Annotated in this window: 12 protein-coding genes and 1 tRNA gene; 2 read left to right on the forward strand and 11 right to left on the reverse strand. The window is 56.3% G+C overall.

Translation table 11 applies throughout. The features are described from left to right. The first annotated feature begins 352 nt into the window (after positions 1–352). Positions 353–428 (forward strand) — tRNA-Ala (locus tag P0D96_RS24420). A 250-nt stretch (positions 429–678) separates the two neighbouring features. On the opposite strand, the gene P0D96_RS24425 is transcribed toward P0D96_RS24420, so the two are convergent. The 11 genes from P0D96_RS24425 to P0D96_RS24475 all read right to left on the reverse strand — a co-directional run bounded on the left by P0D96_RS24425 (position 679) and on the right by P0D96_RS24475 (position 19,859). Then, positions 679–1,839 (reverse strand): hypothetical protein, encoded by a 1,161-nt coding sequence (locus P0D96_RS24425; RefSeq protein WP_408315741.1) that lies wholly within the window; start codon positions 1,837–1,839, stop codon positions 679–681. A 125-nt stretch (positions 1,840–1,964) separates the two neighbouring features. Then, entirely contained in the window at positions 1,965–3,290 is a 1,326-nt protein-coding gene (locus P0D96_RS24430) for a hypothetical protein (protein WP_408315743.1), read from the reverse strand. A 521-nt stretch (positions 3,291–3,811) separates the two neighbouring features. Continuing rightward, positions 3,812–4,402: a GmrSD restriction endonuclease domain-containing protein gene (locus P0D96_RS24435; protein WP_408315746.1), complete on the reverse strand. Its 591-nt coding sequence runs from the start codon at positions 4,400–4,402 to the stop codon at positions 3,812–3,814. 329 nt (positions 4,403–4,731) lie between these two features. After that, positions 4,732–6,150 carry a UvrD-helicase domain-containing protein gene (locus P0D96_RS24440; RefSeq protein ID WP_408315749.1) on the reverse strand — a complete coding sequence of 473 codons (1,419 nt, stop codon included), beginning with the start codon at positions 6,148–6,150 and terminating at the stop codon, positions 4,732–4,734. Beyond that, the gene (locus P0D96_RS24445; RefSeq protein WP_408315752.1) at positions 6,143–7,732 is read right to left on the reverse strand and encodes an ATP-dependent nuclease; all 1,590 of its coding nucleotides are present in this window, start codon (positions 7,730–7,732) and stop codon (positions 6,143–6,145) included. Before P0D96_RS24445 ends, P0D96_RS24440 begins: the two co-directional genes overlap by 8 nt. 2,069 nt (positions 7,733–9,801) lie before the next feature. Next, entirely contained in the window at positions 9,802–10,956 is a 1,155-nt protein-coding gene (locus P0D96_RS24450; protein ID WP_408315755.1) for a UvrD-helicase domain-containing protein, read from the reverse strand. 22 nt (positions 10,957–10,978) lie between these two features. Beyond that, positions 10,979–12,400, reverse strand: coding sequence for a protein kinase domain-containing protein (locus P0D96_RS24455; RefSeq protein ID WP_408315758.1), 1,422 nt, complete (start codon positions 12,398–12,400; stop codon positions 10,979–10,981). Between the two features lie 177 nt (positions 12,401–12,577). Next, positions 12,578–15,685, reverse strand: a complete 3,108-nt coding sequence (locus tag P0D96_RS24460) for a type I restriction endonuclease subunit R (RefSeq protein WP_408315760.1) — start codon at positions 15,683–15,685, stop codon at positions 12,578–12,580. Between the two features lie 51 nt (positions 15,686–15,736). Next, positions 15,737–16,681, reverse strand: coding sequence for a DUF5655 domain-containing protein (locus P0D96_RS24465; protein WP_408315763.1), 945 nt, complete (start codon positions 16,679–16,681; stop codon positions 15,737–15,739). Beyond that, positions 16,678–18,024, reverse strand: coding sequence for a restriction endonuclease subunit S (locus tag P0D96_RS24470; RefSeq protein WP_408315765.1), 1,347 nt, complete (start codon positions 18,022–18,024; stop codon positions 16,678–16,680). The genes P0D96_RS24465 and P0D96_RS24470 overlap by 4 nt, the downstream gene beginning before the upstream one ends. Beyond that, a complete protein-coding gene (locus P0D96_RS24475; RefSeq protein WP_408315768.1) occupies positions 18,021–19,859 on the reverse strand; it encodes a type I restriction-modification system subunit M in 1,839 nt (612 codons plus the stop codon). Before P0D96_RS24475 ends, P0D96_RS24470 begins: the two co-directional genes overlap by 4 nt. A gap of 449 nt (positions 19,860–20,308) precedes the next feature. On the opposite strand from P0D96_RS24475, the gene P0D96_RS24480 reads away from it, so the two are divergent. Then, on the forward strand, positions 20,309–20,833 hold the full coding sequence (locus tag P0D96_RS24480; RefSeq protein WP_408315771.1) for a hypothetical protein: 525 nt from the start codon (positions 20,309–20,311) through the stop codon (positions 20,831–20,833). Positions 20,834–20,858: the final 25 nt, after the last annotated feature.

Here is a 20,858-nt window from a genome sequence, read left to right on the forward strand (position 1 = left end):
CCACGCCGCAAGTCATTGATTTTCAAAGAATTTCTGCAAACCGGACAATAACAGTCTGGCACACTTCGCACGCCCCGTAAACACACCGCGCACGCCTCGCCTCGATGGCCTACGGGGAGACGCCGGTTACCGTCAAGTATTGGCGAACGGCAGCCGCTCGGGCGCCTGTCAGAATCGGCGGCCTTTGATGAACACTACGTTCAGGAGTCGCTGGCGACATGCACATGAAGAAGTTGTCTTCACGAGTGTCTTTCATGTACAGCGCGCTATACCCCATCTGACCGATGTTGTATTATTGCGCGGTGCGGCGCGAATACGTGAACTGAACGCCGTGCTAATATCGTCAAACGATGGGGCGGTAGCTCAGCTGGGAGAGCGTCGCGTTCGCAATGCGAAGGTCGGGAGTTCGAGCCTCCTCCGCTCCACCAAGAATTTGTCTCTGGGAACAGCGCACTTCGTCTCACGATGTAACGCACTGCTCCCCACAGTGATGCGGAGCATGCCGTCTGGCGCTGTCAACTGACACAATGCTTGCATCTCCAGCACCGCGCGCTGATACGGTTTGCCCGTCGCACCGGACGCCGTCTGGCCAACTTCCCCCTTTTGCACACCATTGGATGCGCCAATCAAGACGCTCAATCGAGGTCTCTGCATGCGCCCTGTGGGGGAAGCCAATCGCTAGAATTCACCGTATCCAGCTGGAGCGTTGTCCATGTCGTCCCATCGACATTCGACAGTTGGGTCTAACCAGTCTGCGGCGCGCCGTAGCCATGCGGCATCGACGGCATCGTCGGACGACTTCAGTTTCTTGACCTCAAATTCAGTCGCAAGCACTCGCAAGCGGTTCGCTCGCTCGAGCTTCAACGCCCATTCCTCGACGCGCTTGAGTTGTTCAATTGCGGAGCGGCGAATCGCAGCAAGCCTCGCGCGCTCAGCTTCTTGCACAGCCGCGACTTGTCGCTGCTCGACCCGCATCTCAGCTTGGACGGAATTGCGAATAATCCGATGCCGAAGCTTGCCAACGAACGCGTGAATCTTCGTCTCGACTGAGGCGCTCCGACTGTCGGCAGTGGTAGCCGTTGCATAGTTGCTTCCAACGTCGAACGCCGATATCTCCAGTTCGTTCGTAGGATGGTAGACGTAGGTCTGGCTGTTCAGGCTGTACCCGGCGCGTTTGTTTTCTGCCAGTTGCTCCCGGGTTAGGAGGATATTTTCTTGGCGGCTTCGCTCCCTCACGCGAAACGTTAGCTTGTTATCAAGCAACGTCACGTAAGCCGGGTCTTCTTCTTTGCCGCTTGAGGAAACCGTATATCCTGCGCCCGTCATTGTCTCGAGAAGCATGTTCAGCACGAGGAGCGCTCGCAGTAAGTTCTGCTGGGACACAGCAACCCGCATCAGTCCGGCACCGTCGCAATATGGCCATGCTCGCGAATCGCGACGTTTGCCCTCGAGCCTTTTCGCCATCCGTTTGACTAGCGGCAGGCACTCGTCGATGGAGCCGCGTATGATGACGGCCGGTACATCCGGGGCACCTGCGGCGTCCTCATCAATACGAGCCTGCGTGCGCAGTGACAGCTCGTCGTCCTGTGGGTTTTTGAAGACGGAACGTCTGTAACTTGTCGCAGCCTTGGTAGGTGGAAGCGGCGGCTTTTTCATGGCCTTGCCGGCGGCAAGTTTTTCCCAGTAGCCTCTGGGAGGGACAGGAATATCCAGGCTTACACAAATTTTGCGAAGTCCCACGTCTGAGATTTCGTACCTCTTCGAAACCTTATTGACCGGTTCGCGCCAGATTTCCTCGTACAGCTTTTCGCGTTCGAAGTCTTGATGGACGTATGGCATGTGAACTCGCGCTGTGTTTGGCAGGGCCTCGTTTGCTCTCCCCGCCACATATTGAGCCCGCTACATGAACAGGCGGACACGTAGCATCCGCACTTGTCGTATTGATTTCGGAATGGATGACACGGTCAGCTGCTCTGAGCCTCTGCAAGAATGACTCGTGATGACGTCGCCAGAAGGCTACCAACTACGGCAGACAGGTCCTCAGGCGTAAGATGGCTCGTACCAATCCAGCCCCCACTCACCAATCCTGAAAAATCGCTGTTCGACATATGGCGAGGTATCGAGTCGTACTTCACAATTTTCCCGGACCGTGGTCCTTGGGTTTGTTCTAGTTCAAGCAACGTAGCGACATCGGTTCTGCGCAACAGGCGACCCTCACATAGCTCACCGTCTTGCCGTTGTAGTGGCAGACGTTTGCAGAACTTTACGTAGAACGGAGCGGCACAGAGCCTGCTTTGATGCATCTGTACTTTCGGTGCCTGGTATCCGTTAGTTCTCGAATTACGCATCGCCTCAAATGCAGTCTCGGCTTGCTGCATGCGTTCCATTTGGTCAAGGAACTTGCCATCAGGACGATAAGTCCATTCAGAGTTCTTGTTTTCGCAGCACTTGTATTGAATCATGACCAGCGACGCCAGGTCACTCAAGTAGATGAGCAAGTCGACACCTAAGGCAGTTTCGAGTGGCCCTTTGTCGAGCGTTTGCACATGCAGCTTGCGTGAACCTTCTCCTATGGAGAGGTCGCCGGTTACCGAGAAGTCTGGCAACTTGAGACCGGCGAAGGCATTTCGGTCATAGTCAACGAGTTCGCGCTCTTGAGTTGGCGCAACCTCTTCGAGGTAGGCGATAAACGAGTCCTCTTTTGCGGCCTCGTCTACGGGTTTAGCTCTTCGAAACATCGCGCGACGACTGTCGCCAAGTTTCGCGCAATCCAGCGCAAGGCCGATGGCATCTCGTTGCAAGGCAAGTGTTTGCAAGTTGCTCGAAGTTTCAATCCGCTCGGGCTGGCAAACCCTTTCCCACAGTGCTCCAAGCTCGCTCGCGACGGAGGGGCGCAATTCTGATACCGTTTTGCGCACCTCCTCCCAGGCAACAGGCGGCATCCTCCGTGCGACGCCACCAACGCTCTTGAGAAGCGCCCTCTTCGTTGCGGCTGAGACCTTGCTTTCCAGCTGAGTCAACAAAAACGGCTCGAAAAACACAAAGTCAGAGAATCGGTAGTTCCGCGCCCCGGTATTTTGGGGACCCGCCTTGTAGGAAGCCATCGCAGCAGCGGAGACTTCCTTTCCCGCGCCATCAAAGCACACGAAGAAGAACTCTCGGGTCTTGGCCGAGTTATCCAAACGCGAAAGCTCCAGGGAGAAGTAGTGCCCCGCCCGAGCCCGGTCTTCGAACAAACGCGAGCGCTCCGGCTCAAAAGAAATGAGGAAGCCCCCCTTCCCTGTCGTCATGACGTTTCCTATCGCGCGCGGTTAGCGCAGCAGTGTTGGAGTTTCTTGCGAATGATATGACACTTTTTCCATACGAGTGCACGTGTGGGGCGCTTCACGTCATACTTCGTCGGACTCCGCAATCAGCGGTCCTTCTCGAACGAGCCGCGTATCGAGCAAATTGCACTGGAGTGAATCCATGGTCCATGCGAAGAACACATCTTGCCGTGCGGCGCTGGAAGCGTCGATTGCGCAATTCTTTTGGTGTTCGGCGCAGCTTCGCCTTGAACATATGGCCAACGCGTCGCGATGGCAGCTCGAAAGCGGCGTTAGCCTCTTGCGATGCGAGCATGCGAATCATGTATGCGATTCGGGCTAATCTTCTGGGTCATCTTTACGCAACGCCTCGTCCGGGCCGTCCAACGCCTAGGTGACGAACGCGGAAGCGAATGCTTCTCTTCTCGCCAGAGCGGCCATATCTGGCATCCGGTTGTCAATAGCTCTCGTAACCCCCTCCACCGTCTCTTGCCGCCGACAATAACTCACTCGTTTGCGCAATAACCGTAATCGTTGAGTTCAAGCGACCCGAGCGGAACGAATAATTGCAGCAATTTTATACGGACTCGACCTTTGTCCGTCCGCAAGCAGTCTTCGTACCTGATATTCCAGTCGGCGAAGCTGAAACCCCAGCGCTCCTCGACGAACTCCAGTAACGTGACCCCCCTTCTGATAACCGCGCTTGGAGACCACACAACATGGTTCTGGGCAACCTTGTTCTCGCTGTAACTGCCGGTCGCGTATTTCTTCTTATCAGAGAATCGTCGATTGCTCAAGGATGCATTGACCTCGCAGGAAAGTAACAGAAGGTTGCCCAGCGAGTTCATCCACATCTGCCGCGTCCGCTCCTGCCGGCCATCGAACACGAAGCGGCTGGTCCACGATGGGTCCTTTGGTGTCTGCGGATAGATATGTTCGATGGACTTAAACGAGGCGTCCTCCATTGGCAGCTTCGCCTGGATGGCGTCCAGTTGGGCTTCAGCGTCAATGGTACGTACGGTGGCCAGAAACTCCTGTGGTACACCCAGACTCATTAGCTCACGGTCGGTAACCCTTGCCGTGTTGACGAAGACCATCCGTCTCAACTCGTCCAATGTTCCATATCAGTTGGGCGCGATATTGGATGCGCTTGCCGATTCAGATAAAAGCATGCGGACACGTAAGTCGTGGCGCGATTTGGCAGGCCTTCTTTCGCAATGACGCCATGAGGGTCAACATCACATGCCCCCAGATAATGTTGGCGGTGTGGTCGGCATTGGCCAAGAGCCATGTATGGCTTTCCCTCAATGCAGTTCGCACGTCGCCCCCACCGTATCGCCCGACGGACGTCCACTACGGATGCACCGCCTGGTGTGCAGCACAAAAGCCAGAGCCTCGTACAAGAAACGTTCAGCGGGCTGACTCGTCAGCCGACTGCGAATGATTGATGTGGCGAGAGCACTCTCACGGACCGGGTCGCCCGTGTCAACGCAACATACCATTCGAGCTTGGTTCGGCACGCGTCCGGCGTTATAACGACGTGGTCAAATTCCAGTCCCTTCACTAACAGCGTGCTTCCGACGGAACGGTTTCGCACGATTCGGCCGCGTTCGCGCCGCGCGTTGGCAACTTGCCATGTCGCATCTTCAAGTGAGAGACCGGGATTCTCGACGCAAAGGCGTAAAGAGGCCTTAATCCCGTAAACGAGTTCCGGCCGGGTGACCGTAACACCCGCTTCGTGTTCGATGCACTGCAACGCATCGACTACGTGACGGTAGGATGCATCTCGCGCGACCGCGCAAAGCGCAATTTCAGCAGGAGAGGCAGGAATGCGCTGGCGCCCCGGATTTGCCAACAGACTTTCGACTCGTTTCCTTTTCGGTGCAGCTTCGGCTCCAGCGAATGCTGAGCTTGCAAAACCAAGGATGGCTGTCACACGCTCGATGCCCAAGGTGTTTCGCACGGAATCGTAGAAGTCCCGCTCGCATCTTCCGGAGACTGGTTCAACGGTGGTACCGCCAATGGTTTTCGCCAGTTTCGCGCGACGTACTGCGTCGAAGCTCGAATCGAGCACCGCCATCGTCTGCCCGTCTTGCTGCGAGCGAACAGAGCAGAATTTGCCCAAATCAGTGACTGGCTGCCTAGCCTCGCACTTGACCCACTCGACGCAGCGCGGCGCACTCGTGAGGTCAATGATGCCGGCCTGGATTCCGGGGCGCGCTGACAGCAGCCAGGCGCCCAGCTCTCCGTTGTTAACGGCATTCCAGCGGTGCGGAGTCGCGAGCTTTCCGGCTAGGGGAAATTCGGGAAGTGTGCGCATGTGCCAGTCAACGACGCGGTCGGTTCGAGTGAAGCCAAATATGGCTTGCAAAGGGTCGCCGAACACGTAGCAGCGCATCACCCGACTTAGTGCGCATATCAGTCGATGCTGAGACTCCGCGCAGTCCTGATACTCATCAACCAGCACGCCATCGTAAGACGCAGTGAGGACGCTCTGGACCGCACCGCTCTCGACGAGGTCAGCGGCAGCCTGCTGAACTGTCGACCAATCGTTTTCCTTTGCCGTCCATTGAGCCGATAGATGCGAATTCTCGGGAAATGCGCGCGCCCAGCGGTGCGACCACGCTGATATAGTTTCGACTTGAGCCTTCATGTCAGGCACTGAGCACTTCCTCAGTCGCCTCCGGATTGCGTCAACGCCCGCGACCGTATGCGTAAGCACGAGCCAGCGCCCCGGAAGGGTGCCGGCTACAAGCGCAATCTGTTCGGTCTTCCCCGTACCAGCAGGAGCCTCGATGGCTCCCTTTCGCGTTGCCAGCATTTGCCCGACGGCGACCTCAATCATTTGTCGTCAACCAGTTGGTGAGCACCTGCAGATGGCCGTCGAGGCTGCCGTCGCCTAGCAGGTCGCCCGTGGACAGAGTCTTCGAACCGATTTCGAAGCAAAGGTCGAAGTGGTTCTTAATCCACTTCGACCTGTTCGCCTGGATTCCAATTGCCTGCACGAACCCCGGATTTGAAAGGTAGGGCGTGACTTCATCAAGGTTGTTGAACGTGACTTGCGCCAACCGCGAAAGCTCCTGCAGCAACCGGGCATGGGTGATACTTTCGGCAATCAGCTCCAGGAGGTCGCCCAACAGAGCGACAGGCAGTCCACAGAACAGTTCCTCTTCAGTGCAGCGCGACTGGCCCCATGAGAAATGGAGGACTCCGCATGCCCCGAGTTCCTCGAACGTTTTCTTGTCCATCGGCCGGTCACTGTCTGTCAGCACCGCAGTGCGATAGCCGAGTCTGGCGAAATGCAGTGCGACGGCGAAGACTGCTGGGTCGCCGCCGCCATCTACGAAGACAACGCCGCTTGCCTGGAAATTTCTATCCGTACCCTCGGCAAAACCTTTCAGCAGGCCGATTTCCGTTTGTCCCTCGCAAACAAGCACAGTCTTTCCGAGCAAAGCCTCCCCCTTATCGCGAACGTACCGCTTCGCGTCAAGGACTGGCGTGGTAGTCGTCGCGGCCTGAGCAATTTTCACGGTGCCGTCCTGCGCATTCCTTCGGCAGACAAACACTTCATCAAAGCGCACTTCGCGCAAAACCGCCGTCGAATGAGTTGTGATAAACGCCTGCCCGCTACTGGCGACGCGTTGACGTAAATGGCTGACAAGAAGTGAAATACGATGTGGCTCTAGGCCGTACTCGAGCTCGTCGACGAGAAGGAACTGTCTGCCCGCAGATTCAGCGCTCTGCAATGCGGCCACCGCCAGACGAGACGAACCTGTTCCCATGCAACGCATCGGCACATTTCCATCATGCAACGCTACACCACTCGCATTCATCGAGAAGCTGGTGTGGTCAAGGTTTGCGACCAACCCGCTCCGAACACTCACACCTAGCTTGGCGATGTCGGGCGCGATTGCGTTCACTACATCGGAGAACGCCGTGGCACTATCCGTTGCAAAGTTGTCGCGTGCTGAGCGTAGCAGGCCGTTGAGCGTCGCTGGTAGTTGCTCCGGGTGCGAGCCAACCCGCTGAAGGGACGAGCCCCGACCCCAAGAAAGATGGCGGTCGGCGTACACGCCGAGCCTTGCCGGAGCCATTGCCTTGCGGTCCGCAAAGCTCAAACGCCGGGACTTGTCCACTGTACCGCTACGCGAAACGTAGATTGACCACGACGGCTCGAGCGTACTATCGACGTCAAGCTGCAGGATTAGTACTGGCTGGACTCCGAGATGTTCCGCCGGTTCAGGAGTCCACTGTCCGGTGGCCGCATTCCATCCCGACAGCAATAGGCCGTACCGGTCGTCGCGCAGGAACTCGGCGGGAAGCCCAGACAAGACTGCACTTATCGAAATCGCCTTCGAGGTGTCGGTGTCGTAGAAGTCGAGGTCATCGAAGGTCGCGTTCTGGCGCTCAGCAAACAGAAGTTCCAACGCATCAAGGACGGTTGTCTTGGCGCTGTCCCCTGGACCAACCAAACAGTTGATGCCCCGCGCGGGTCGCCAGCCTAAGCTTTCGATGCCTCTAAAATGACTTATCCACAAGCACTCAATATGCACTGGCGATATCCCCGGATGGTCAGTAGACGGACGAGCGCCCGATTGTCTTTCGGTTTGAATACTGCCACATCCCGGAAACTATTGGCGTGGAGGCGCTCGTCGTGAGGGCTACATGACGCCTCCACGCCCAAGGTCCGACGAGCGATTTGTTCGCACAATGTGCTTGTCGTGTCCGGAGCCCCGGCGCTGTCGCGGCGCCGGGACGAGTTCATTGGTGCAGTCCGAGGGATGACTCGAATCCATCGGCTGTTTCACGCGCCGCTTGTGCTATCTGAGGCAACAACTTCGTGAGTTCCTGCTGAGCAATGCATCGCTCGGCGGGTGACATGGTGCCCATGTCGGCATGAAGCTCGGATGCACGTTCTATGAGCAGCTGCAAACGAGCAGCAGACGGCCCGAGCCCGTGCGCAATCTTGGACAGGTCAGATATCACTGTCATCAAATCTGTACGGAACGAGACTTGCGGCAAGCACGGGCGAAGAATGGAGACGCATGGCCCATTTCCACGCGTCTCGCTTGCTAGGGCAACTTTCGACCTCTCCGAGATGCTCGAGTAGTTCGCCCAGCCTCATCAAAGCCAAAGGTTCCCTGCGAGGCAGACCGCGTTGGCGTCGTGTCTTCGAGAAAGTGACGGCTTTTCGAAGCTAGCGTCACGAATTCCCCTAGAAGCGTCTCGAGCTCCTGAATTCGCGAGGACAAGAACTTAACGTAGTCGCTCTCAGACTCACCGGTAGTCGCCCCCGATGATTCTGCTGCCAATCGCATTTGGCAAACTACACCGGGAAGAAGTTCCACAGACAGATTTTTGGGCAGCAATTTCGGGACGCTTCCAAAAAGCTCTGGCCCCTCAAAGACCTTTGCGAGCCATTCAAACTCGACCCAAGACAAGTCGGCTGTCATCACGCTCCCTTCCTGCGACGGCAGACGTAGCGCACGCTCAACTCCTTTGGACGCACGCATCCAGTCGGCGTCCCAAAATCTAGGGCCACCAAGCGCGGCAAAAGCTCCAAACCACGCTAGAGATGCTGGCCACCTTTTCGCCGCGCGCCGGAGCAGAAACAGGTGTGAAGTTCCACGTCCAACCAAGAATGCACCAGCAGCAGCCAACACATTCGGCACGGGATGCAAGGGCTCTCCGTACTCTGCGTTCAGACGCAATAAAAGCTGCTGAAACGCCTTGACGCGCTCCTCCACCGAATCGCTAAGCAGCCCCACTTGGGTGCTTAGCGACCTGCTCAATTGCCCGACTCCATCTATCGCGAGATGGCTGTATGAGAGCCGGGAAATGGCTGTTTCGACAACCATTTGCGCATCCCCATCTGGCGCGAACCCATCAAGCAACGTCCATACTGGCGCTAACGAATCAACCGTCAGTAATCTACGCGCAAATCGACGCTCTCCAGCCAAGAACTGAAGTCTATCGACAAAGACGCCGCTCATTCGTCTTGAATAGAGTTGGGATGACTTCAAGTAAGGTGTGGAAAAACACGACGCTGCATGAGTTAAGGCTACTGAGCGTAGCTCCACATCGGTATCACCTTGGGCTAACAATTCGCCCAAAACAACAGATGCCCACCGGTCCACTTCCCCATTGAGGGGTGAACTACCCGACACATTGACCCTTAAGGTGTCTTCCCGGCAGTTCTCATAATCGGACCACAGCATAACTCGGCAGAACTGACTGAGTGGTGACAACTCTGGCGCGTAAGCCCTCATCCACGCGAGCGTTTCGACTAGATAGTCATCGCGAATGACGACCTGAGTCGGGGGCGTGTAGTTCGATGGTCCGTGCCTCTCTGGTATTGCTAGAGCGATACCCGTGCTTCGCATGCAAGCGCTCAGCTCAGTATCGCCCTCAGTTCGGGGGATATCCCGGCCAAACACCACCGACGATAGCTCAGACCTACTTACAGCGAACCAATGAAAGTTTGGTTGGTTCATAATCACTCCGGGAACAATCCAGCTAGCGGCATAACCGAAGGGGTTGCAAATGCGGTTTCTAGGGGTTTGTTTGTATCACCGGTCCGGTACGCGTTCAGCGCCGTTCGCGCGCGAGTGATTGCCGTATATCCGAGTTGTCGATGGTTTAATCCGAATCCCTTCAGTTCCTCCGTTCCATACAGGTGGACGGCACGAAACTCCGTACCCTTTGCAGAATGCATCGTCAATATGTGGACGAGTCGCCCGTCACCAAACATCGCATCCGCATCGAGACCATGCACGCATACTAGTTGCGCGAGGTCGGTCATCTCGAAACGTTGCTTCAGCTCCAGTAAAGTTTCGCGTTTTCCGCAGAGAATTCCAATCGGTTCCCCTTTGAACGCATCCAGTTGAATACGCAACAACTCCACCATCCTCACGAATTGAGCGTCACGGTCCGGAAGCGCGTGCATCTCCGCGCTAGACTTTCCCTGTACTTTGGAGTTGTAATTTGACAGCTCTTCCAAGCCTGCTTTGTCACTTTCTGGGCTTATCAGGCGGTCAGCGACGTGCGCGATTGCTTGTCCGATTCGATAATGTGCAGTCAATACGTGCCGCTCAAGGTTAAGTTTTACCGCGACGTCCAATCCGTCCTGTTTGTATATACCTTGCCGAACATCCCCACAGATGCAAACTTTGTCGCTCAAACATAGAAGAGCTTCGAGTTCTTCCACAGAGAAATCCTGAGCTTCGTCGACAAAGATTGCACTGTACGGTTTGGGCGTCACAAGCTTTTTATTCGCCTCGCAAACTGCTTTTAGCATTTTCTCACGTGTTTCCGAGCCAAAGTCATCCTCAGCTCCCATCGGAAGCACTGCATCATGGTCACGCGCATGCTCATAGGCCCATGAATGAAACGTGCGAACTTGCGTAGGGGAAATGAGCCCGCTCACAGCGATACCGCTGCGAATGAAATTAGCTAACGTCTTTGTAAACGTCAAAATTAGCACGTTCTTCTCGCCAGCACCGGCAATGTATTGCGCGCGGAGTAGCAATAGGTTTGTCTTTCCGGAACCGGGTGGTCCCTCGAGTAGATATCGCCCGGAAATTGGCAACTGAATGAACGCTCGCTGCGCGTCATCAAGCTGCTCTGGCTTACGCCACCACGTTGAATTCATCTAAGTTCTCCCCCGTAACACCTTAGGCGACCAAATCCTTTCCGTGGAGCACAGTTATGTCTGCTCCACTTTCAACCAAATCGAGCCCAGCGATAAATGCTGCTGCGAGGGCAGAGCTGGTCGTATACTCAGCTTCGCTTTCCGTACTTTCTATAGTCGCAGTGCAGGCAACACGTGGCACACAAGTAACCGTTGCCATGCTCGCTTGTGCGTCAGCAATGAAAGCCCAGTATCGGATGTTTGCCGTGCGGTTCTCCAAGCCCGATAGCCACTCTATCGCAACGAAGCAATACACACGAGCCGCCTCACTTATAGAAAATTCGAAGCGATATGCCTGCTCACCTTGAGGTTGCGGTGGCCGAAGTGCAACTCGAACATTGCCGGCGCAGGCATCTATTAGGCCCGAGCGCAAAGACTCCGTAAAACGTCGCTCGAACGCCTCCTTATCAACCGACAACTTGGCGTCGTAGGCCTGTTGCGCAAGCCCGGAGACGTTTGCGGTGACCTTGTGCAGTCGCTCTTTTAGACGCGAAATCGGGTCGACAACATGTCCGAACGAAAAATCGTTCCAATCGACAGTCTGTAGACGCACGTCGACATCCTTAGCTAGACACCGGGACGCTAGTGCCTTGAGGCCGGCCAGCCGACCGACATTTGGCTCAGCGAAAGACGGGGACTTGGTCAGAACAGCGCGCGCTACCAGCCAACGGTTATCCATTGCGACCTCTTCCGCAAACAACGGTCGCTTCATGATGAGGTCATGCAAAACTGCACCAACTTGATAGATGTTGAGGCCCTTCCACAACTTTCCATCCGGGGCGTCAAGCCTGAAGAGATACTCAGGCGAACTGTACTGGGCGGTCGCGACGAATGGCCTACGGTTGCCGACGTCAGTTAGAGTCGCGTCTTCGCCGTCCGCGATGATTATTTCTCTTGCGACACCGAGGTCAAGTAGCTTTAGCTGTTTGAAATCTGGCGAGATATGGATGTTTTCCGGCTTGATATCTCGGTGAACAATATTTCGAACTTCGAGATATCGAACCGCATCCACCAACTGCGCAATGAGAGCAGTCACTTGACTGTCGGGAACATCTACAAGCGACTTGCCAAGTTGCGGCCATTCAAGGAACTCCATTTCCGTGAAAGCCGTCCCCTCGGCCTCGACAATATCGAACATGCGCACCAGACACGGACAATCGTGTCCAATAAGCTTCCGCTGAACCTCCATACGGCGGCGCTCGGCCGCACCCGACGGTCCACTGAGGAATTTCGGGTCGAACGCCTTCAGCGCACGAGGTTCACCGTTGCAGGTTACCTTGAACACTGCTGCGGACCCACCTGCGTCAACGAATTCCGGGGCACTATAGTCGCCGCTTTTTTTGTCGAGAAACGAGGTAAGCCTCGCCTGCAGGTCATCGATAACTTCTTGGTCGAGCGCTGGCACTAAGACCCTCCCGAGGGATTTTTCACTTGTTATGAATTTTAACGGAGGGTACAGGCCGCAACATGGTGCTCAAGGCACTGACCACTCTTCATTGGCATCGCCCATGAGGGTTGAAGCCCGGTAACCCGCACGTCCTCCTTTTTATATGACAGTCAAAGCACGCACGCGCCGCAAGTGCTACATGCTCGAGGACTGCGGCGAACGCGCGCGCAATGCTTCGTATAGCTGCGCTGGTCCGAGCAAAATGTCCTTGAGCCCTTCGCGCACTCGCTCTGAGCCAAGTGCCTGAGTGCTCATCGCACTGTGCGCTTCGAACGCATCCATGATGGCGTGAAGCAACGCATTTTTCAGGTCAGGCGAGCTGGCGAATTGTTCCTTGCTATTGCTCATCGCCTGCTGCACCAAGGTAGCGTTTTCGAGCAACTTGCCCTTGATGACACCGTTGACGTACACGAGCTGGTCGTCGTCCGTGAGCTCGCCTTCGAATAAACCATTGACCTTCTCGATGATTTCATCGAGAAACGCCTGCTGTTTATCCTGAACGGAGCCGCTTCCGACTGCATCCATGGGCGGCAGCTTTGGCGATTCACCGTGCCCGAGAATCAGCGGTCGTCTCCCGGTGTTCCGCAAGTTATGGTGAGTCAACACCACTTTCGAAAGGTCGACCGCGTCGCGTTCACGGCCAAACTCCAGCAATGGTATCAGTCGCTTAAAGAACAAGAAGCGCTTTTCGATGTCGGTATTGCCGTAATCGAAAATCTGCGACAGGAACCCGTACAGCCGGACGAATGCACCCATATCATTTTTGAAGAGAACGAGCGCGTCGAGCGCATCTTTCGCGGCCTGAGCGGCCTTGTCGTCATGCTGCTCCTCGGCATTGGTTCGCTCCCGCCAGACGGCCTTGTATCGTTTTAGCAGCCGGTCGGCGACGGGCGCGATTGCTGCGTCCAACTGCGCCTGAGTTCCTTTCGGGTCGAGGTCAACCTTTGCCACCCGCTCGACCTCGAAGTCGTCATAGTTGCCGCTCGCATCTAGCTTGGCACGCAGGTCGTAGACCTTGTGGGGGTCTGTCGTCGCTTCGAGTTCTGCGGTCTCATAGTAGGTTTTGAACGCCTTCAGAATTTCGCCAGCGTCATTGACGAAGTCGAGAATGTAGGTGGTGTCCTTCCCCGGATGCGCGCGGTTCAGGCGCGAGAGCGTCTGTACCGCCTGGATACCGCCCAGCATCTTGTCGACGTACATGCCGCACAGCAGCGGCTGGTCGAAGCCGGTCTGGAACTTGTTGGCCACGAGCAACAGGTGGTAGTTCGGTTCGCCAAACGCGTCCCGGATGTCGCGACCCTTGAGCCCGGGGTTCAGTTCCTTGCTGGTCTCGGACACCGGGATTGGAAAACTCTGAGGGTCATCGATTTCGCCGGAGAATGCAACGAGCACGCCAAGCGGATAATTTTGTTTTTCGATATAGGCGCGAATCGCCTTCTGCCAGCGCACCGCTTCCTTGCGGCTGGCCACAACCACCATCGCCTTCGCGCGGCCGTCGAGTAGTGGCTGCACATTCTCGCGGTAGTGCTCGACAACGACCTGAACCTTCTGCGATATGTTGTATGGGTGCAGCCGGACCCACTGCATTATGCCTTTCATCGCAGTGCTACGCTCGACCTGTTTCTCGTCGAGCTCGTGACCGTCATGTGCGAGTTTGAAGGCAAGCTTGTAACTCGTGTAGTTTTTGAGGACATCGAGGATGAAGCCTTCCTCGATTGCCTGGCGCATCGAATACACGTGGAATGGTTGCGGCAGGCCGTCGGGGCCGGGGCGGCCGAAGAGTTCGAGTGTCTTCTGTTTGGGCGTGGCAGTAAAGGCTACATACGTCAGGCCCTTTGCACCGGTGCGCGCTTCCATCTGCGCAGCAAGCAGCGCTTCCGTGTCGATTTCACCGCCGTCCTGCAGCGCGTTCCACTCCTCGGCGGACAGCAGTTGCTTGAGCTTGGAGGCCGCTTCGCCCGTCTGCGAACTGTGCGCCTCGTCGGCGATGACGGCAAAGCGCTTGCCCTCAGTGGCGGCCAGTTCCTGCACGGCCTGCAGCGCGAACGGGAAAGTCTGGATAGTGCAGACAATGATTTTCTTGCCTTCTTTCAGCGCCTGGCTGAGCTGGGCGCTCTTGCTTCCGTGCTCGTTTGTGACAGTGGCGACCACGCCGGTGGTGCGCTCAAAGTCGAAGATGGCTTCCTGCAACTGCGCATCGAGAACCGTACGGTCCGACACGACCAGCACACTGTCGAATATCTTGTTGTGCTCGACATCATGCAAGTCAGCAAGGAAGTGCGCCGTCCACGCAATCGAGTTGGTCTTGCCTGAACCGGCGGAATGCTGGATAAGGTAGCGCTCACCCGCGCCCCTAGCCAGCGTGTCGGCAACCAGCTTGCGGGTTGCATCCAGTTGGTGGTATCGGGGGAAGATGACGCTCTTGGGCTGCTTTTTGTCGTCCCGCTTGCCAATCAAATAGCGGCCCAGAATCTCAAGCCAGCTCTCGCGGGACCAGACGTCCTCCCATAGGTAGGCGGTAGCAAAGCCGTTCGGGTTCGGAGCGTTGCCGGCCGCGCCATCGTTGCCACGATTGAAAGGCAGAAAGACTGACGACGGGCCCGACAGTCGCGTACACATCATGACTTCGCTCTGGCTGACGGCAAAATGCACCAGCGCACCGCCGGGGAAACTGAGCAGCGGTTCAGCCAAGCCTGCCTTAGGATGCGGATGTCGGTCGAAGCGATACTGGTCCACTGCATCCTGCACGCTCTGCGTGAAGTTCGACTTTAGTTCGACCGTGGCGACCGGAATGCCATTGACGAAAAGCACGAGGTCCAGTTCTTCGAGCGTGTTGTTCGGCGAATGCCGCACCTGGCGCACAACGCGCAGCCGATTTGCGGCGTAACGCTGGAGGATGACGGGGTTGATGGCGAGCGCCGGTTTGAACTGCACGAGCGATAGCGGCTCTTTCAGGCCGAGCATTTCTACGCCGCGTCGCAGGACGTCGAGCGTGCCGCGCTCGTTCATACTCTTGCGCACGCGCTCGGCCACGCGCTCGCTCACGGCCGGGCCGTGGGTCTTCGACAGGCGCAGCCAGGTGTCCGGCTGCGTCGCTTCAATCCAGGCCAGCAGGTCGGGCAGAAAGATGGCATGGGTGCGGTCGTACAGCGCGGCGTCCCCATCCGCGTACAACCAGCCATTGGCGGCGAGGTGCTGGCAGATTTCCGCTTCGAAGTGGTGTTCCTGGTGAAGGTTGCTCATACTGGACCGTTTGAATGCGAAGTGCTTCGTTTGTCGTGGCCGGCTGCTGGCTCAGTTTTCCGTGTAGGTGCGTTCCAGCAGCGGCTTGGCGCGCTCGAGGTCGGCGACAGTGCGCAGACAGAGTTCGAGGTCCCCAGTGCCCCAGTGGCCGATACCGCTAACGTCACGGCTAAAGCCATCTTCCAGCGCCACGTAGGAAGGGACAAGTTTTAAGGTGATGAGCAAGCGATTCGGATAGGCAATGACGCATGCGAAATTCTTCAGTCGCCGAAACGCAGTGTAGAGCTTTAGTTGTTTTTCCTGCACATCGTCGCCGAGCGAATGCAGGAAGCTACACGTTTGAGCGTAAAGGTCGCGAATCTCCGACGAGGCGGCTTCAAGATTTTCTCCCAAGGACCTGTCCTTGCCTACTGGCTTCGGCCCATCCGATTCGGCGAACGGTTCCGGTGAACTGTCAGATGTGCTCGCTTTCCCCGCTGTGGCATCCGGTACGCTGACGGCGTTCACCAGCTCCAATAGCAGCAGGTCTTCACCAAACAGCTTGTAGCGAATCAACTCGATGTTGCGCGGAATCTGCTGTACGGCGTGCTGGTCGTAGCGCGTGAAGTCGACCGCAATGCAAAGCAGACGCGTGCCCGGCCATTCGATTTGGTCGGCGGCGTCCTTGCCCAGCTTCTCCATGACGAGCCAACGAAATTCAGCCTGATGGTCCAGCAACCAGTCCAGGTAAAACAGGCCCTGATTAATGACGTTTTCGTTGCTGTGGCGCTTGTATTCGATGATGACGGGACAGCCGTTCTCGTCAAGGCCGAGCGAATCGACGCGACCCCTGTGCCTCCTGCCGGTGACGTACTCGGTGGCGAGAAAGCGCACGCCGAGGAAAGTAGGCATTTGCGCTTCAATCAGGCGCTGGAGCTGCCGTTCCATCGGGGCTGCGCGAATAGGCAATTCGCTCGCAGCGCCATCGGACAAACGGAAGAGCTGGATGTCGCTCATGCGGCCAGCTCCCGAAGTGCGGCCACGTGACGGACGTCGATTTTCCCAGTGACGGCGGCGGCAATCAAAGCGCTGCGGCGCTCCTTTAGTAGGTCTATAGCCCGTGCGGCTTCTTTCTTGAGGTCCTCAACTCTTGAGGTTTCGGTGTCGAGGAAGGCGGCGATGGCGGTCTGCTCTTCAATCGGGGGCAAGACCAGCGGCGTGCCGAGTATCGCTTCTTGGTCAATCGTCGTCATGGTAGTTACCTTTGCCGACCTGACCATATGGGCACGATACACTGCAGAGTTGAACACGTAGCTGGCAAATCGGCCGATGACCGAGGTCGGAACAAACCTCGCCTGAATCAGGTGACACTCATAGACAACGTTTTCCGGCATGTGCCCGGCGATGGCAACCGCTGCGATACCCTCCTGCTTGAGCGATGACCTTACAAAGAGTATGTCATCTGGCATTACCTTATAGGCCGCCTGCTCGCCACTCGAACACGTAACGCGTTCTAGGCTTGTGTAGTCGATGCGAAAATCCTGCCGATAGACGTCAAACACGTTGACGAGCAGAGTGCCCTGTCCGAATTCATCTTTTTTCTTAAAGATGCCGTTTGACAGGCTCTTAACTAGATGGCGACGGACACTGTCTACCGCCCAATGCGCAGGCACCTGTCCCAGCCAAGTCACGCCCGAATCCTTCATCGGCGCGCCGGGATTGAGGCCGCGCGTGACCGCGTGCGAAATGGTCGCCTGGCGCTTCTCTGCCAGCAGGATGAGGAGCTTTTCCTGCTCTGCTAATAGCGCATCGATTTTCGCGGTTTCGCTGTCGAGGAAGGCCGCGATAGCTTTCTGTTCCTCTATCGGAACTATCGGCAGGTCAACTTGAGCGAAGTTCGAATACCGCAGTTCCTGCCCGTCGCGAATCAGGTCTGTTGTCCTGCGAAGAGCTTGTATGTATTGAGCAGACTTGAACAGGTGCGCGAAAAAGGGCGGCCAAACGTACTTGATGGGCCTGAGCATCACATAGTGGAAACTGGTTGAGCCACGCAGCTTGCACCATTCAATGCCCCCCTGAAAGCTCCTCATGCTTATGATGAAGTCGTCCGGCTCGACGTGCTTCAGATTCTCGATGCCTAGTATTACTTCCACGACTCTGCGACCTTCTCGCTCGACAAAGTCGGACTGAAACAGGACACCATACTTCTGTGAAGCAGTAAGCATTCTGTCTGAAGCCAAAGCGGGTTCACTTCGAACAGCAAACATTCGTCTGCTTTGGGAAATACCCCAATGTGCTGGCACACTCCCAAGCCATTCCACGCGGCTATTTTTGCACTCCGGATACGTCGGCAAGCTCATTCCGCCAACTCCTCGAGCATCTTCATTATGTTGGCGGAAACCGTCTTCAGTTCTTCGTCTATCGTGTGCAGGTCGCGCGGCGACTCGAACACATAGAAGTGGCGGTTGAACGGAATCTCGTAGCCGACCTTGCTCTTCTCTTCATCAATCCAGGCGTCCGGCGCGTGAGGCAACACTTCTCTTCGGAAGTAGGCAGCAATATCGTCGGAAAGTGGCACGTTCTCGGTATCGCGTAGCGCACTATCCGCCTGTGGCTTGCCTTTATGCTTGCCCTTTAGGCCTAGCACTGCCTTACCGTTCTCGTCATATAGTGGTCGCTCGACAGTGATGGTCATGTAACCAAAATCCTCGTTCCTGAATACTCGAGAAATTGGTGCTGACTTCATTTTGCCGCCAATGGGCACTTCCGGCCCATGACCGCCTGCAGGCACGACCCAGCGGGAATGCTCTTTGCCTTCGGCATCCATCACCGTTGCCAATTCAGCCTCGACGAAATCTCCGAAGAGCCGGGTAACGGTCGCGATTTGCTCGTCCGACATTTCTTTGCGCTTGCTGCCTAAGCTCTTGCGCATCTTTTGCCAGAAACTGGACGCGTCGATAAGCTGCACGTAACCCTTGCGATTCTGCGGCTTTTTGTTCGACAGAATCCAGACGTACGTCGCGATGCCGGTGTTATAGAACATGTCAGTCGGCAGGCCGATGATGGCCTCAACCAGGTCGTTCTCAAGCACATAGCGGCGGATTTCAGATTCTCCTGAGCCCGCGCCACCCGAGAAGAGCGGCGAACCGTTCAGCACGATACCGAAGCGGCTACCGCCTTCCTGCGCCGGACGCATCTTCGAGAGCAGATGCATCAGGAACAGCATCGAACCATCAGATACGCGTGGCAGGCCAGGACCGAAGCGGCCATCAAAGCCTTTTTCTTCGTGTTCCTTGCGCACTGCCTTTTCGACCTTCTTCCATTCCACGCCAAACGGCGGATTGGAGAGCATGTAGTCAAACTTCCGTCCGCCGTGGCCGTCGTCCGACAGCGTGTTGCCAGCGGCGATGTTCTCGACAGGCTGCCCCTTAATGAGCAAGTCCGCCTTACAGATGGCGTACGATTCGTCATTGAGCTCTTGGCCGAACATGGTCAGACGGGCGGCCGAGTTGTGCTCGAACAAATATTCACCTGCAATCGAGAGCATGCCGCCTGTCCCTGCGGTCGGGTCGTAAATCGTGCGTACCACCGCGTTGCCGGGCGTGAGCACGTCGTCGTCCTCAATGAACAGCAGGTTCACCATGAGCCTGATGACCTCGCGAGGCGTGAAGTGCTCCCCAGCAGTTTCATTCGAGATTTCGGCGAACTTGCGGATGAGCTCTTCGAACACGAGGCCCATCTGATTGTTGTCGACCTTTTCGGGATGCAGGTCGATATTCGCGAACTTCTCGGTGACGAGGTACAGCAGGTTCGCCTTTGCAAGCCTCTCCACCTGGGTATAGAAATCAAAGCGTTCGAAGATGTCGCGTGCAGCGGGCGAGAACGCCTGAACGTAGGTGTACAGGTTCTGCCGGATGTTGTCCTGGTCGCCCAGCAGTTTGACGAGGTCAAGCGGTGAGGTGTTGTAGAACGATTGTCCGGCTTTGCGCGTGAGGAACGGGTCCGGATTCAGCCCCGCCTTGGTCTTGGCTTCAAATTCAGCAAGCACGGCCGCCTTGGTCGGCTCAAGTACGCAATCGAGACGTCTCAGTACGGTGAACGGCAGAATGACACGTCCGTACTCCGACTGCTTGTAATCGCCGCGCAGAAGGTCGGCTACGGACCAGATGAAAGAAGATAGGGCCTGATGGTTCATTTTTACGATACCTATACCCGCTACCACTTGTTGGCATTTCGGCCGCCCCAGTCGGGCGGTGATTTGGCGTTACCGTAGTTAACGGCATGAAATGCCCGAGATTTTACCTCCGTGCCCCGGCAAATCGAAGGAAGGAATCTCGCGGGCGGACGCGAGCAGGGTTTGACCAGTTCGGCAATTCGGAGAGATGGCAAACTCGTCAGAGCCGGCAGCAGGCAGCAGGCAGCAGGCAGCAGGCAGCAGGCAGCAGGCAATGAGAGTGCGGGAAATCACTGTCTCCGAACGTCGCTTACGCGGGAAAAAAACTACGAGGGAGACTGCCGAGATTTGCCTCAAGTTTGCACTCGGCCGGCCGATAATGGAGGCAAGTCTCGTCTCTTCTTAACGTACCTTGAGTGGCGGGCCAATTCGTACAATTAGAAATGCGACAACCAGGGGTCTTAGCGAACATGACCGAGAATATCGAGCCCTGCAGCGAGTCAGAGGGAAACAACGACCGTTTTTCAAAGCTGCGTAGCTTTCTAAAGCAGGACCTATATAAGAGTTCGCTTCCCCAGTACGCGGCGTTTCTCAAGACGGTGATTCAGTTCACAATTGGGTTCTTGCTGATATGCGTACTAGTTGTCAAAGGCGTCGTAGAAGTGCTCCAGACATTCGACATTGTTCAGGAAGACCGGAAGGCGTCTGACAGCCTAAACTCTTTAGTCACGCATATTGTCAGCATCCAAACTTTCGGATACATCGCTGCTGCCTTGGCGATTTCCGCTGGCATCGACCTCGGCTACATGCTTTTCACCGATGGCCCTGACGAGGCCCTGACGCCGCTGTTACTCTGTATTTCTTCGGCGGCGGTCTACACGATGTCGAACAAACCCGAGCATAACTGGGTGGTCGGAATCTATGTGCTTAGCATACTTGTGCTCATATGCTGCATGCATTTATACAAGCGGTGGAACCTTCACAAAAGTGACTGAGTCAGGCCAAGAGACGTCTTTTCGG

This window comes from Paraburkholderia sp. RL17-347-BIC-D (assembly GCF_046027915.1).
Classification (GTDB): Bacteria; Pseudomonadota; Gammaproteobacteria; order Burkholderiales; family Burkholderiaceae; genus Paraburkholderia.

Bases quoted from the DNA above. Each gene is read 5' to 3' on its own strand.
- P0D96_RS24425 (WP_408315741.1), bottom strand. From the start codon at position 1,839: ATGCCATACGTCCATCAAGACTTCGAACGCGAAAAGCTGTACGAGGAA.
- P0D96_RS24430 (WP_408315743.1), bottom strand. From the start codon at position 3,290: ATGACGACAGGGAAGGGGGGCTTCCTCATTTCTTTTGAGCCGGAGCGC.
- P0D96_RS24435 (WP_408315746.1), bottom strand. From the start codon at position 4,402: ATGGTCTTCGTCAACACGGCAAGGGTTACCGACCGTGAGCTAATGAGT.
- P0D96_RS24440 (WP_408315749.1), bottom strand. From the start codon at position 6,150: ATGATTGAGGTCGCCGTCGGGCAAATGCTGGCAACGCGAAAGGGAGCC.
- P0D96_RS24450 (WP_408315755.1), bottom strand. From the start codon at position 10,956: ATGAATTCAACGTGGTGGCGTAAGCCAGAGCAGCTTGATGACGCGCAG.
- P0D96_RS24460 (WP_408315760.1), bottom strand. From the start codon at position 15,685: ATGAGCAACCTTCACCAGGAACACCACTTCGAAGCGGAAATCTGCCAG.
- P0D96_RS24465 (WP_408315763.1), bottom strand. From the start codon at position 16,681: ATGAGCGACATCCAGCTCTTCCGTTTGTCCGATGGCGCTGCGAGCGAA.
- P0D96_RS24470 (WP_408315765.1), bottom strand. From the start codon at position 18,024: ATGAGCTTGCCGACGTATCCGGAGTGCAAAAATAGCCGCGTGGAATGG.
- P0D96_RS24475 (WP_408315768.1), bottom strand. From the start codon at position 19,859: ATGAACCATCAGGCCCTATCTTCTTTCATCTGGTCCGTAGCCGACCTT.
- P0D96_RS24480 (WP_408315771.1), top strand. From the start codon at position 20,309: ATGACCGAGAATATCGAGCCCTGCAGCGAGTCAGAGGGAAACAACGAC.